Below are 14,255 nucleotides of genomic sequence, written 5' to 3' on the forward strand. Positions count from 1 at the left end.
AAGCCTCACTCGATCACCTCGTCGGCGAGCAGCAGGAACGATTCCGGGATCTTGAGTCCAATTGCGCGCGCCGCCTTCAAATTGATGATCAGGTCGAATTTTACGGGCTGCTGCACCGGAATGTCGGCGGGCTTGGCCCCCGCAGGATTTTATCGGCAAAGTCGGCGGCACGCCGAAACAGGTCGGAAAAATTCGGCCCGTAAGACATCAGGCCGCCGGCATCCACGAATTCGCGGAAGCCGAAGACTGTCGGAATTTTCTCAGCCGTGACCGTTTCGATGATCTTGGCCTTGTAGGCATTCACAAGCGGTTCGCTCAGCACATAAAGCGCATCCGTACCCTTGAGGTTTGCGAGCGCGGTCGCGATATCGTCAGAGGTGCGGATCTCGAAGATCTTGGCCTCGATACCGAATGCGGCAGCCGCCGTTCGGATTCCCTCGGCCTCCGAAAAATTGGTGGAAGCGACATTGGTCAGCGCCGAGAGGCGGCGGAAGTTCGGAATGATCTCGCGCAACAGACCGATGCGCTTGCCGGCAAGATCGCTCGGCTGAACCGTCAGGCCTGTGGCATTGCCGCCCGGTCTTGCCAAGCTCACGGCCAGCCCCGCGGCGACGGGATCGCCGAACGCGGCGAACACGATCGGGATACTGGATGTCGCTTGTCTTGCGATTCGGACGCCGTTTGCCGAGCTGACGATGACGTCAACCTTGCGCTGAACGAATTCGGCGGCGAACTCCGTCATGCGCTGGTTATCGCCTACGGCCCACCGGTGTTCGATCGTGATATTACGGCCTTCGCTCCAGCCAAGTTCTGACATCCGCTGTCCGAATGCCGCAACCCACGCGCCGTGCGAAGCTTGCGAACCGGGTACCAGAAAGCCAACGACCAGAATCCTGGTCGATTGCTGGCCCCGAGCGACGACGGGCCAGGCGGCAGCCGCGCCGCCGATTAATTGAATAAATTCACGCCGCCTCATCCGATAGCCCCCGGACCGACGCTCTAGTTCAGCGCATCGTACCGGCCTGCGCCGTCAATGGGAAGCGACGCAAGGGGTCGTCCCGATGGCTGCCGCCCGATGCGCCGAGCCGCCTCGTGCGTGCGTACTTTGGCCGTCAGGCCGCCGGCTGCAACAGCCCCTTCCATTTCCGGTCGAGGCGCGCCAGCGCGTCGGCAAGCGGCACCGCTATCAAGCCGTCGCCGGTCTCGACGACAAGGTCATACTGCCTTAGCCGCGACAGAGCGTGGTCGACGTCGAAATCGGCGGAGATTCCGATCATGCGAGCCAGAAGCTCCTCGATGCGCGTATCCAGCAATTCGCGTGCAATAGGCGCGGCTTCGGTCAGCAGGCCGTAGTACGCCAGCAGCGTTTCCTTCCAATCCTGATCCTCGGCTTCGCCGATCAGATAGCTGAAGATGCCGGAATTATTGTTGACGTTGCGGTAATAGACATTGTCGGTGAGCTGCTTCTGATGGACCAGCGACTGGCGGTGGAAATTTCCCCATTGCCGCAGCAGGAACGCGCCGAGTGCCAGCAGTCCGCTGAGCGCGGCCAGCGCCTGCTCCACGTCCTTGTCGTGGATCGTGCCTGATAGCCCGAGATAGAAGCCGGCGACCAGAAACAGCACCGTCATGGTCGACGCCAGCTTGATGAGGATCGGCACGCCGCCGAGAATCGCCGGCACGCCCAGCGTGAGGTGATCGATCAGGCTCCTGACCACGCGGACATTGGGAAACAGCGCCTTGAGGTCGGCGCGCGCGATGTGGCGGAAGTATTTTAGCAGCATCGCGCCGCTGCGGACTTTTTGTCCGCCGCGCCTTGCGCTCAGCAGGGCCAGCCGGTTGTCGGCCGCGTCCATGCCGTCAGGCTTGGTTGCGACCATCAGCACGACGTCGTCATAGACCATGATCTCCAGCGGCCGCCGGCGCAGGCCGAACCAGGCCGGCACCTTGATCGTCTCCATGTGAGAGCCGCGGCGGAACATGCGGACGTCGCGATAATCCTCGACCGGCGCCTTGATCTTCACCCTGACACGGGCGCCTTCGGCGAAGGCTTTCGTGATCTCCGCATGCGAGACCTCGATGAAGTTGGCGTCCGTCAATACGCGGACGAATTCATCGGTCAATTCCCGATAAGCCGCGTTCAAATCCTTGGCCGAGCCGAACTCGTGCGGATCGATCTCGGGATCGAAGTAAAAGTAGGTCTCGCGCAGCCGATCGAGTTCTTCGAGATAGTCGTAATGCAGGATGGCGCCGAGCATGCGGGCCAGTTGCCTGAACCTCGCCTGGTCAGCTTCGTCGAGCCGGCCCTCTGCAATCAGCCCGTCGATGACATCCGACTTGCGCAGCGGAATGACACGGTCACGCTGCTCTCGCGGGGCGATTCCGCGCACCGGCGCGTCCATCAAGAACCGCTCGCCAGCATCATGACAACCATCGGGAACGCTTTCCTGCGGGATCGATCCGGAAGTAAAAACAGGCCCCCCTGCCATAGCAGACCGGACCGGCTCGGGGAAATATCGCGTCCCGAGCCGGAAGTCGACGGCTTGGCCGTGCCGGCCGATGCCTGCTCGCCCGCGCTATGCCGCGACCGGCTCGTACTCGTGGTTCCTCAGCCGCAACGCCGGCGCGATGAAGGTGATGCCGAACACGATCGAATAGGCGGCGATCGCCCAGATCAGCCCGAGCGCACCGGCGCCATCGGGCACGATGCGCGGATGGGCGATAGCGGTGAGCAGGACGTGCGTGCGATCCGCGAATGCGAGTACCACGGCGGGATGCAGGATCGCGCAGCGGCGGCTACCGCTCAACAAAAGCCCGATTGAACTGCTCGGTGATGGGCTTGAACAGATAGCTCATCATCGTGCGGCTCCCGGTCTGCATGAAGACCTCGGCCGGCATGCCCGGAACGAGTTGTAGGCCGCCGAGCCGGCGACGCTCGTCATCGGGCAGCACGACCCGGACCGAGTAATAGGACGCATTGGTCTGAGAATCGTGCCTGATGTCGGCCGATACCAGCGACACCGTGCCGGCGAGCTGCGGTGTAGTCCGCTGATTGAACGACGAGAAACGGACGAACGCCTGCTGCCCCGGGCGGACCTGGTCGATGTCATGCGGCTGAAGCTTCGCTTCGACAAGCAGATCGTCCGCGTCGGGAACGAGCTGCATGATGACGTCGCCGGGACGGATCACGCCGCCGATCGTATGGACGGAAAGCTGGTGGATCGTGCCCGACGTCGGCGCGCGCAGCTCGATACGGTTGAGTTGATCCCGGGCGGCAACGCCACGTTCGATGAGTTCGGCTTCCTTGCCCTGGGTCTCGCCAAGCTCCTTGACCACGTCGGTGCGGAAGTCCTGATCGAGCCGGGCGATCTGGAGTTGATTCTCATCGACCTTCGTTCTTGTCTCGGCGATCGAGGATATCAATTGCCCGCGCTCGCCTTCGATCCGGGCGGTTTCGCGCTGCAACGTCGTCAGGCGCGCCAGCGGCACCAGCCGCTTGTCGTAGAGATCCTGCACCCCCGTGAGCTCGCCGGCGATCAGGTCGAGCTGCTTCAGCTTGGAAGAAACCTGGGCCTCCAGCCCCGACGTTTCCTGGCTGAGCTGCGTGATCTTGCTCTGCAAGAGATTCTTCTGGCTCGCGCGCCCCTCCGAACGGGCCTTGAACAAGGAGGTCTCCGAATTCAGCAGGCCGCGGACGTTGGCATCGCCTGCGCGCGCCGTCAACACGGCGGGAAATTCAACCTGGGCGAGGCCATCCCGCTCGGCAGTCAGCCGCGCAATCCGCGCGCGGACCTCGTCGAGCTGCTTGCTTACGATCTGAAGGCTGGCCTGCACCTGGGTGGCGTCGAGCCGCAGCAGGAGATCACCCGCGGCTACCCGCGCGCCGTCGGTAACCTTGATTTCCGCGACCACGCCGCCGGTCGGATGCTGAATCGATTTCACATTGGACTGCACGACGAGATTTCCCGGCACCACGACGGCGCCTGCGAGCGGAGCCAGCGCAAGCCAGCCACCGCCCAAGAGGGTGACGACGAGCAGAACACGAAGGCCGGTCCGCAACTCGTTCTCATACGACCGGCCGGCGCGTGTCAGCAGGCTGGCATCGGCGGCATCAATCGCGCCGGCGTGGCCATTGCGCCCGAGCAGGAATGACGTTGCCGCGACCAGACTGACGCCGCCAACGCGCAGCATGCGTTCAACGGACTTCGCGGGCGTCAACGACGGCGAAAGGTTCACTCGTGGCGTATCGATTGCCGATGCGGATTTCGTCAGGTCCATCGTCAATACACGACGAGACACAAGGCCATCGCCTGTTTGGCGAGGTGCAATTGGAATCTCATCCTGCGCGATGCCTCGCTCGATGGCGGGGGATTTCAATCCGAACTGGACGAGACAGAAATCGATGACGCGTCCCAGCCTGCTCTTTTTCCTGCGCCTGCTCTTGCCGGCCCGGCGATCAGAGGATCGCACCGACGCGTCGGACTGCGGGCGCCGCCCATGCGAACCGGCATGATGCCTGCGGATCTCGCCGTCGAAGGCGCGGCGCAGACGCTGTAGCTCGAGCACCAGGGCGGCGCCCTGCGGTCCGTGCGCATCCGAATTTGGCGTGCGGGTCACGCCTGCCTCTTCCGATGGTCCCGTTGCGAGTGTGGGCGGCATGGTCAGGCGGTCTCGGTAATCGCGGCGCGACGCATCGCGCGGACGGTCCGCGCGGCGGCCGGATGCATTGCGGCCCCGGACTTGCCCGATCCCGCCTCGATTCGTGCAAAGATTTCCTCGCACGTCCCGAACGCAATCGTCTTCCCTTCAAACAGCACCATCGCCATGTCCAGCACGGCGAGCGCGCTCGGACGATGCGATATGACGATCACGATGCTGCCGTTGCGGCGCAAGGTGTGAATGGCGCCACCCAGCGAATTCTCGCCGTCGGTGTCAAGGTTCGCGTTGGGCTCATCGAGCACGATCAGGAACGGGTCGCCGTAGACCGCGCGCGCAAGGCCAATCCGCTGGCGCTGGCCTGCGGAGAGCGACATGCCGCCCTGACCGATGCGCGTCGCGTATCCCTGCGGCAGACGCAGGATCATGTCGTGCACGCCGGCGATCCGCGCAGCCTTCAGGATTGCCTCTGACGTCGCCTTCTCGTCGAACCGGCAGATATTCTCGGCCACCGTGCCATCCAGCAGCGACACCTCCTGCGGCAGATAGCCGATATGGCGGCCCAGTTCCGCGCTGCCCCATTGATCGATTGCCGCGCCGTCGAGCCGAACGACGCCCTGTGCAGCCGGCCAGATCCCGACCAGCGCTTTCGACAGCGAAGTCTTGCCGGATGCACTGGCGCCGAGCAGCGCCAGTCCCATGCCCGACTTCAGCGAGAACGAGATGTCGGACACGATAGGCTTGTTCATGCCGGGGACCGCGACGCAGAGATTTTCCACCGTAAGCTCGCGGCGGGGACGCGGCAGCGCGACCGGCGGCGCCGGCGGCTTTGCCGTCAGCTTGCAGATGTCACGCAGCCGGATGAGGCTCTGGCGCGCCGCAACCAATTGCTTCCAGGTGCCGAGTGCAAGCTCGACCGGCGCCAGCGCGCGTCCCATCATGATCGACGAGGCGATCATGATGCCGCCAGAGGCCTTGTCGATCACCACGAGGTAGGCGCCGATCCCCAGCATCCCCGACTGTAGCACGTAGCGCAACAGCTTCGCACCCGATCCGAGATTGGCATAGATGTCGGTGGCCCGGATGTTTTCGCGTAAGTAGCGCTCGTTGGTCTGGGACCAGCGCGCCGTGAAGCGATCGGTCATGCCGAGTGCCTGGATGACCTCGGCGTTGCGTTGGGTGGCGTCGGCCAGCACCTGCCTGCGAGCGCTCAGGTCCATCGCGATCTTGGTCGCACCGCGCGAGAGCCGCTCCGTCACGAGCGTCATCGCGATGATCGCGATTATTCCCACCACCGCGGTCATGCCGATCGCAGGATGGAACAGGAACAGCGCAATCAGGAAGATCGGAATCCAGGGCATGTCCAGAAACGCCGTCGGTCCCAGTCCCGACATGAAGCTGCGCACCTGGTCGAGATCGCGCAGGGGCTGCTGTAGCGTCATCGGGCCCGCGCCACGAAGAGGCAGCGTGGCCAGCGCGGTATGAATCGATTCCTGCAGGCTGACGTCAAACAGTGTCGCCACCCGGCACAGCATGCGCGAGCGCAATGCCTCGAAATAGCCTTGGACGAGGTAAGCGAACAACACCATCAGCGAGAGGCCGAGCAGGGTCGCGAGGTTGCGGCTCGGGATCACCCTGTCGTAGACCTGTAGCATGTAGAGCGAGCCCGACAGCATCAGGACGTTCACCACGCCGCTGAACCCGGCGATGCCGACCATCCGTCGCGCGCTCGCGCGCAGGCTCACGCCAACGGGATCATCCGCAGGCGCCGCCGGCACCGCGTCCTTCACGTTGAAGGACGGCATCATGCCCATCTGAACGAACCAACTCTCATCGGTTGCGGTCCCCTCGTACGATCATGCCAAGGTTCCATGATGACGGATGCTGACGAATTGCTGACAGCATTGCGGCCCTCGCGTGTCTGCCAACAGAACCCACCTACCCCAAAAGAGGTAGGTGAAAAGAGGTAGGTGGCCGTCGATCCCTCTGCCTCAGCGAGGCAGAGGCTCCACTGAAGTCCAAACTTCGCCCCATCGGACCGCGCTCGCCAAGGAAGCAGGCGACGGCGCTGGGGCGTTGGCGTCACCACAAGTGCGAATAATGGTGATGCAGGTCGTGAGTATGATCCGCACTCCAGTCGGTCGCGACGGGTGCCATCGTCGCAGTAGTGCTGCTCGCGGCGGTAGCCTTGTCGAACTTGTGCCACCAATCGTTTTGAGACGTCGTCGTTTGAGTGTCGGCAATCGGCGTGGTGGTACTGGTGGTCGTTTCGAGCGAACGCACGGTCTGACCAGGCAGCACGCCGTCGTAGTCAATCCCGTCGAGATCGAGATGCGTGACATAGGACCCGAAGCCGTCATTCGTGGCCTTGGCTTGAACGTCCGCGATCTTCTTCGCACTGTTCACATATTCGATGACCACGACCGGCTTGCCAGCATCGACAGCCTTTTGCAGGTTTTCGACCGTGTACTGCGTCTCGGCGAGAGGCTGCTTCCTGCCGCTGTCCGTATAATACACCTCCTCCTTGAACATGCCGTCGATGGCGTTCACGTAGTTGGCGTGATCGAGCAGCTCTTCGGCGCCGTTGACCCACACCTTGAAGCTCGGATCCTTCGACACCGCGTACTGCTTGAGCGATACGACGAGGTCGACCATGTCCTGTTCGGCATTCGGATCGTTTTTCTTCGCCCATCTCGCGTAGAACTCGTCGACCACGTCGAAATAGATGCCGTCGTAGCCGGCAGAGATCATCTGATCGATGGCCTTCTCCGCAACCGCCTTCCATTCCGGCGTCCAGTAGGCAACGTGGAAATTGCCCGGCCAGTCCCGGTCCTCGGGGCCGATGATGGACTTCGACAGCGTGCTGAAATAGTCCCGGTAATTCTCGGCCTCGCCCAGGTTGAAATAGCCGAGCACCTGGCTGCCGCCGCTCTTCATCAGCGACACCTGAGACGCCGTGAACGGCACACCGGAATCATTCTCGGTTTCGACCACCTGAACGTCGAACGGTGCCTTCGCGATCTCCGCGGGATCCACCCCTTGCAGTACGTAATCCGCCGTGATCGGCCCATACGAACCGCCCGAGCTGGTGCCACCGTCCGTGCTTCCGGTCGAACCGCCGGTGCCATCGGTCGTACCGCCGGTGCCGCCCGTCGTGCCGCCGGTGCCGCCCGTTGTGCCGCCGGTGCCGTCAGTCGTACCGCCGGTGCCATCGGTCGTGCCACCGGTCGATCCGTCGATCGGATGCACCGTCTGCCCCGGAAGTACGCCGTCGTAGTCGATCCCGTTGAGATCGAGATGCGCGACATAGGACCCGAGACCGTCACGTGTGGCCTGCGCATGAACATCGGCGATCTTGGTCGCCCCGCTCACATATTCGATGACCACGACCGGCTTGCCGGCATCGACAGCCTTTTGCAGGTTTTCGACCGTGTACTGCGTCTCCGAGACAGGCTGCTTCTGACCGCTGTCGGTGTAGTACACCTCCTCCTTGAACATGCCGTCGATGGCGTTCAAATAGTTGGCGTGATCGAGCAGCTCTTCAGCGCCGTTGACCCACACCTTGAAGCTCGGATCCTTCGACACCGCGTACTGCTTGAGCGACACGACAAGGTCGACCATGTCCTGTTCGGCATTCGGATCGTGGTTCTTCGCCCACGAGGTATAGAACTCGTCGACCACGTCGAAATAGATGCCGTCGTAACCGGCAGAGATCATCTGATCGATGGCCTTCTCCGCAACCGCCTTCCATTCCGGCGTCCAGTAGGCAACGTGGAAATTACCCGGCCAGTCCCGGTCCTCGGGGCCGATGATGGACTTCGACAGCGTGCTGAAATAGTCCCGGTAATTCTCGGCCTCGCCCAGGTTGAAATAGCCGAGCACCTGGCTGCCGCCGCTCTTCATCAGCGACACCTGAGACGCCGTGAACGGCACACCGGAATCATTCTCGGTTTCGACTACTTGAACGTCGAACGGCGCCACCGCGATCTTCGCGGGATCCACCCCTTGCAGCACGTAATCTGCGGTTACCGTCATTTGCATTTCCCCTACTTTATTGTTCCCAAGCGTGTTGCTCCGGAGGAAACGAGGCCGAATAAAGGTCGCTTCGGGAAAAGTTGGCGGCCAGCTTGGAGCGGCTTTGGAGCACTGTTGGAGCGCTCTATTGATATTATTTGATTATCAATCTGAACGTGCACGACGTTCCTGAAATTATTTCCGCGGCCGTCAGCAGCACAATCCGTCGATGCTTCCTCGTCAGCGCGCAGCAGCGCCGACAAAATAGGATCATCTTCTCTTGCTGTCGCTCACGCGCGGCGCCGCCCTGTGGCGCATCTCGAACCATAAGGCCGAGCACATTCACAGCCTCCAAAGTCCACCAGCGCGTACCCTTGATGGTGGAATTTCGCTTTCCGGCCCAAGTAGCGATTTTCTAACTTGCATTAGAAGACCTTCCGACGGCGCCCGCGAGGCAGACCTGAACTAAGGCGCACTTCCAGGCGGGCCTGGCAATTGCGGACGCAAATCGGCGATGATGCGCTCGATCCGCGCAACATCCTCGGAAGGCATCGACGACTCCATTCATCGCCAACTTCCCCGCGATGATACGAGCATCGAGAGGATGCCGTCAAAGGTTACGCCGCGACCGGCTCGTGCTTGTGGTTCCTCAGCCGCAACGCCAGCGCGATGAAGGTGATGCCGAACACGATCGAATAGGCGGCGATCGCCCAGATCAGCCCGAGTGCGCCGGCGCCCGGAGCTATCAGCACGATCAGGCCGAACAGCACCGAGATGACGCCGGAGAGGATCAGCATCCACTCATTGTCGATCTCCTTGCGAAGCTGAATGGCCCCGATGATCTCGAAGATGCCGTGCACCAGCGCCCAAACGCCGATGAATATGATCAGCAGCAGCGCGGTGATGCCGGGCATCAGGAAGGTGACGATCCCGGCCGCAATCCCGAGCAGGCCGACGATGACCAGCCACCAGGTCGGCGCCGGCCTGCCCCCGCCGCCGGAGAAGGCCGCGATAAGCGCGATCACGCCGTCCACCAGCGCGAAAGCGCCGTAGAACAGCACCAGCGTCACCAAAGTGAGGCCGGGCCAGACAAAGGCCAGCACGCCGAACACGATGGAAGCGATGCCGCGGAGCAGTAGCAGCCACCAGTTCTTGGCGAGCGCGTGCAGCATCGGGCGGGGAAGAAGGGTCATGGATGGAGTGGACATGGCGATCACCTCTCGAAAGCGAGCGCTCACGAAGGCCGCGGCGCTCGGAAGTCGCTCCGGTCTCAACGGCAGGTAGCACCCGGCAAGAATACCGGATTGATCTGGATCAGTCGACTGGCCGGGATGTGACGGAAACGGAAAGCCGGCCCTGCCGGGCCTTGAACGCCAGGGCGTCCGGAAGCGACTAATCGGGGGTCATCACCCATTTTCGCGGGCAACCCCATGATATCAGCGCGTATTCTGTTTGCCCTGTCGATCGCGGCACTCGCTTGCGGCACCGCCGCCGCCCAGGAAGAACAAGGAGAAATCGACAAGGCCAAGGCCGCCACTTTCGACAAGCGGCTGTTTGCAGCGCCGCTGACGCCTGACATCACCTACGCCTGCTTCGTACGCGTCTATGATGCCGAGCATCTGGCAAAGCATCCAAAGCAGAAGGTCGCGGCGATGAAACTACTCGTCAGCGCGGAAAATCCACCGGACGAGAAGATCACCAACTACTCCTTCCGCCTCGGCGTAAAATTTCGCCATCGATCGGGCCAGTTCGACTCCTCCGGCTCGTGCAGTCACGTGATCGCGGAAAATACCGATGGCGAAATCCGCCTGGGCTGCGGCGTCGATTGCGACGGCGGCGGACTCCAAGCCGCAGTCTCGAAGGACGACAAATCAGCGGTCATCCGGCTCGAGCGCGTTCGCATCTGGCAGAACAACAAGCCGGACGACGAGGCCGATCATTCGTTGACCGCGGGCGCCGACGACGGGATATTCCGGCTTGATCGCGTCGACAACAGGGAATGCGCCTCGCTCGTGACCGACCGCAAGGTGCTCGCCGCGCTTCGACGCAAGTGATGGAGAATGCCATGCATCGACGCAGCCTGCTATCGGGTGTGATTGCCGCGATCGGCGGTGCATTCGGAGCCTCTCGTGCCAACGCGGCAACCGAGACGCCCGCGGCAAGGAAGCTCAAGGTGGTCTACCACCTCAACGACCTCGACAAGGTCAATTTCGTCCTCGGCAATATCCAGAATCATTTTGACGGAGTCGGCGGCCCCGGCAATGTCACCATCGCTCTGGTCATTCACGGCCAGGCGCTGAAGGCATTCCATGCATCGTCCGCCAATCCCGATATCACCAAACGGGTCGGGCAATTCTCCAAGGCCGGCCTTGAGCTTGCCGCCTGCGGCAACACCATGAAGTCGCAGAATGTGACCGTGCAGGATTTGCTGCCCGGCTTTGTGGCCGTGGAACAAGGCGGCGTGGTGCGCATCGCTGAATTGCAGTCGCAGGGATACCTCTACCTGCGGCCCTGATAGCTGCGGCCCCGGGTGCGGCGCTGTCTGTCACAAAATTGCGGTCTAATCACCGGCGTCGGCCACGGATCGAACGGATTTGAATGGCGTTATCCCCTTGGGAAGCGCAGATTCTCCCTATCTGTATCCTGCCCGTGTTGACAATCCCCGCTCCCGCCCGAAAGCTGGAACCCGCATTCCACGCTGGCTCGCGCCAAACCAAGCAGAACAGGCATCATGAATCCCGTCAAAGCACTCGAAAACCACGGCCAGGCGGTCTGGCTCGATTTCCTCGCCCGCGGCTTTGTCGCCAAGGGCGACCTCAAAAAGCTGATCGAGACTGATGGCGTGAAGGGCGTCACTTCCAACCCCGCCATCTTCGAGAAGGCGATCGGCAGTTCCGATGAGTATGACGGCGCCATCGCCAAGGCCCTGAAGCAGAGCGACCGCTCGGTGGCCGATCTGTTTGAAGCCGTGGCCGTCGAAGATATCCAGAATGCCGCCGATGTGCTCAGACCCGTCTATGACGCGACCAACGGCGGCGATGGCTTTGTCAGCCTGGAAGTATCGCCCTATCTCGCCAACGATACCAAGGGGACGATTGCAGAAGCGAAGCGGCTCTGGAAGGACGTCAAACGCAAGAACTTGATGGTGAAGGTACCGGCGACCGACGAGGGCCTGCCGGCCATCGAAGCGCTGATTGGCGAAGGCATTTCGATCAACATCACGCTGTTGTTCTCGCAGGAAGTCTACCGAGATGTCGTTGAGGCTTATCTTGCGGGGTTGGAAAAATACGTCGCCAAGGGCGGCGATCCCTCGCATGTCGCGAGCGTCGCCAGCTTCTTCGTCAGCCGCATCGACAGCGCGGTCGACAAGCAGTTGCTTGAGAAAATCGCGAAGGCCAACGATCCAACCGAAAAGGAGCGGCTAGCCAACCTGATGGGCCACGTCGCCATTGCTAACGCCAAGATGGCGTATCAGGATTACAAGAAGCTGTTCGCGGGCCCACGTTGGGAAAAGCTCGCCGCCAAGGGCGCCAGGCCACAGCGGCTGCTATGGGCGTCCACCGGAACCAAGAACAAGGAATATTCCGACGTCCTCTACGTCGAGGAATTGATCGGCCCCAACACGGTCAATACCGTGCCGCCCGCCACACTCGATGCGTTCCGCGATCACGGCAACGTTCGCGACTCCCTGGAAGAGGATGTCGAAGACGCCGCCCGCGTGCTGGAGGAACTGGAAAGAACCGGTATCTCGCTCGACGCGATCACGGCCGAACTCGTCGTCGACGGCGTTAAATTGTTTGCGGATGCTGCCGACAAGCTCTACGGCGCGGTTGCCTTCAAGCGCGCAACGTCGCTTGGCGAGAACATCGACGGCCAACAGCTCGCCCTCGGTGAGAGCCTCGGCAAGACCGTCGCGAAGAGCACCGAAGAATGGCGCGCCTCGGCGAAAATTCGAAAATTGTGGCAGAAGGACAAATCGGTCTGGACCGGCGATGACGAGAACAAGTGGCTGGGCTGGCTCGATAGCCCGGCAAAAGCCGACATTGCGGATTACGAAGACTATGCGCAGCGCGTGAAGGGCCAGAATTTCACTGATGCCGTCGTGCTCGGCATGGGCGGATCGAGCCTTGGTCCGGAAGTGCTGGCACAGACCTTTCCGAAGAAGGCCGGCTTCCCGAAACTGCACGTGCTCGATTCCACCGACCCGGCGCAGGTGCGGGCGATGGAGGCTTCCGTCGATATTGCCAGGACGGTATTCATCGTCTCCAGTAAGTCCGGCGGCACCACCGAGCCGAACGCGATGAAGGACTATTTCTTCGACCGCGTCTCAAAGGCGATCGGCAAGGACAAGGCCGGGCATCGCTTCATCGCGGTGACCGATCCCGGCTCGTCGCTGGAGAAAGTCGCAACGAAGCAGGGTTTTGCGCGTATCTTCCATGGCGAGCCCAGCATCGGTGGACGTTATTCCGTGCTGTCGCCGTTCGGTCTCGTACCCGCCGCGACCGCCGGGATCGATGTGCGCGGCCTGATTGGGCTTGCGCTCTCGATGGTGCGCTCCTGCGGGCCGGACGTGCCGCCGCATGAAAATCCCGGCGTACAGCTCGGCCTCGCCATGGGCCTCGCCGGGCTCGAAGGCCGCGACAAGGTGACGATCTTCTCGTCGAAGGCCGTCGCGGATTTCGGCGCCTGGACCGAGCAATTGATTGCGGAATCGACCGGCAAGGAAGGCAAGGGCTTGATTCCGATCGACGGCGAAACGCTCGGCGATGCCGTGCTCTACGGCGATGACCGCTTCTTCATCGACCTGCGCACCGAAGGCGAGGACGATGCCGCGCATGACGAAAAGCTCGATGCGCTGGAAAAGGCCGGCCATCCCGTGGTGCGCATTGTCATGAAGTCGATCGACCATCTCGGCCAGGAGTTTTTCCGGTTCGAGATGGCGACCGCGGTGGCGGGCGCGATCCTCGGCATCAACCCGTTCAACCAGCCCGACGTCGAATCCGCAAAAATCAAGACACGGGAATTGACCGGCGCGTTTGAGAAGACCGGCACATTGCCGGCCGAAGAACCGGTGGTGTCTTCGGACGAAGCCGATCTCTACACCGACGAGCAGAATGCCGAGGAGTTGCGCAAGGCCGGGGCCGACGGCACGCTCGGCTCCTGGATCAAGGCGCACCTTTCCCGTGCCGGCCGCGGCGATTACGTCGCCCTGCTCGCCTATATCGAGCGCGACGGCGAGCATATCGATGCCCTGCAAAGGATGCGGCTGGCGGTGCGCGACCACAGGCATGTGGCAACCTGCGCTGAGTTCGGGCCGCGCTTCCTGCATTCGACGGGGCAAGCCTACAAGGGCGGCCCGGACAGCGGCGTGTTTTTGCAGATCACGGCCGACGAGAAAAAGGATCTCAAGGTGCCCGGTCAGAAGGCGAGTTTCGGCATCATCAAGGCGGCGCAGGCGCGCGGCGATTTCGACGTGCTCACGGAGCGCGGCCGTCGCGCGCTGCGGGTGCATCTCAAGGGTGATCTTGCATCAGGCCTGAAAGCGCTCGATGCCGCGATCACCGAAGCTCTCAACTAGGAAGAAC

Annotated in this window: 9 protein-coding genes and 1 pseudogene; 3 read left to right on the top strand and 7 right to left on the bottom strand. The window is 62.2% G+C overall.

Annotation, left to right across the window (positions count from 1 at the left end; genetic code table 11):
- Positions 1–5: 5 nt before the first annotated feature.
- The 7 genes and pseudogenes from JQ628_RS16210 to JQ628_RS16240 all read right to left on the bottom strand — a co-directional run bounded on the left by JQ628_RS16210 (position 6) and on the right by JQ628_RS16240 (position 9,878).
- Positions 6–976: pseudogene (locus JQ628_RS16210) on the bottom strand (ABC transporter substrate-binding protein).
- Between the two features lie 136 nt (positions 977–1,112).
- Positions 1,113–2,402, bottom strand: coding sequence for a DUF3754 domain-containing protein (locus JQ628_RS16215; protein ID WP_212223665.1), 1,290 nt, complete (start codon positions 2,400–2,402; stop codon positions 1,113–1,115).
- A 174-nt stretch (positions 2,403–2,576) separates the two neighbouring features.
- Positions 2,577–2,807 (bottom strand): hypothetical protein, encoded by a 231-nt coding sequence (locus JQ628_RS16220; RefSeq protein WP_212223666.1) that lies wholly within the window; start codon positions 2,805–2,807, stop codon positions 2,577–2,579.
- Positions 2,797–4,659, bottom strand: a complete 1,863-nt coding sequence (locus tag JQ628_RS16225) for an HlyD family type I secretion periplasmic adaptor subunit (protein WP_212223668.1) — start codon at positions 4,657–4,659, stop codon at positions 2,797–2,799. The genes JQ628_RS16220 and JQ628_RS16225 overlap by 11 nt, the downstream gene beginning before the upstream one ends.
- A gap of 2 nt (positions 4,660–4,661) precedes the next feature.
- A complete protein-coding gene (locus JQ628_RS16230; protein WP_212223901.1) occupies positions 4,662–6,374 on the bottom strand; it encodes a type I secretion system permease/ATPase in 1,713 nt (570 codons plus the stop codon).
- 364 nt (positions 6,375–6,738) lie between these two features.
- Positions 6,739–8,691: an endo alpha-1,4 polygalactosaminidase gene (locus JQ628_RS16235; RefSeq protein WP_212223678.1), complete on the bottom strand. Its 1,953-nt coding sequence runs from the start codon at positions 8,689–8,691 to the stop codon at positions 6,739–6,741.
- Positions 8,692–9,287: 596 nt separating this feature from the next.
- Positions 9,288–9,878, bottom strand: a complete 591-nt coding sequence (locus JQ628_RS16240) for an HdeD family acid-resistance protein (protein ID WP_212223680.1) — start codon at positions 9,876–9,878, stop codon at positions 9,288–9,290.
- A 225-nt stretch (positions 9,879–10,103) separates the two neighbouring features.
- Between JQ628_RS16240 and JQ628_RS16245 the strand changes: the two genes are divergently transcribed.
- The 3 genes from JQ628_RS16245 to JQ628_RS16255 all read left to right on the top strand — a co-directional run bounded on the left by JQ628_RS16245 (position 10,104) and on the right by JQ628_RS16255 (position 14,248).
- On the top strand, positions 10,104–10,724 hold the full coding sequence (locus JQ628_RS16245; RefSeq protein WP_212223902.1) for a hypothetical protein: 621 nt from the start codon (positions 10,104–10,106) through the stop codon (positions 10,722–10,724).
- A gap of 11 nt (positions 10,725–10,735) precedes the next feature.
- Complete coding sequence (locus tag JQ628_RS16250; RefSeq protein WP_212223682.1) at positions 10,736–11,185, top strand: DsrE family protein; 450 nt, start codon at positions 10,736–10,738, stop codon at positions 11,183–11,185.
- 216 nt (positions 11,186–11,401) lie between these two features.
- Complete coding sequence (locus tag JQ628_RS16255; protein ID WP_212223684.1) at positions 11,402–14,248, top strand: bifunctional transaldolase/phosoglucose isomerase; 2,847 nt, start codon at positions 11,402–11,404, stop codon at positions 14,246–14,248.
- Positions 14,249–14,255 lie beyond the last annotated feature (7 nt).

This window comes from Bradyrhizobium lablabi, assembly GCF_018129385.1.
In the GTDB taxonomy this organism is placed as follows: domain Bacteria; phylum Pseudomonadota; class Alphaproteobacteria; order Rhizobiales; family Xanthobacteraceae; genus Bradyrhizobium; species Bradyrhizobium lablabi_C.

Excerpts from the sequence above, each read along its gene's own strand:
- JQ628_RS16235 (WP_212223678.1), bottom strand. The coding sequence starts at position 8,691 with ATGACGGTAACCGCAGATTACGTGCTGCAAGGGGTGGATCCCGCGAAG.
- JQ628_RS16225 (WP_212223668.1), bottom strand. The coding sequence starts at position 4,659 with ATGCCGCCCACACTCGCAACGGGACCATCGGAAGAGGCAGGCGTGACC.
- JQ628_RS16215 (WP_212223665.1), bottom strand. The coding sequence starts at position 2,402 with ATGGACGCGCCGGTGCGCGGAATCGCCCCGCGAGAGCAGCGTGACCGT.
- JQ628_RS16240 (WP_212223680.1), bottom strand. The coding sequence starts at position 9,878 with ATGTCCACTCCATCCATGACCCTTCTTCCCCGCCCGATGCTGCACGCG.
- JQ628_RS16255 (WP_212223684.1), top strand. The coding sequence starts at position 11,402 with ATGAATCCCGTCAAAGCACTCGAAAACCACGGCCAGGCGGTCTGGCTC.
- JQ628_RS16250 (WP_212223682.1), top strand. The coding sequence starts at position 10,736 with ATGCATCGACGCAGCCTGCTATCGGGTGTGATTGCCGCGATCGGCGGT.
- JQ628_RS16230 (WP_212223901.1), bottom strand. The coding sequence starts at position 6,374 with ATGGTCGGCATCGCCGGGTTCAGCGGCGTGGTGAACGTCCTGATGCTG.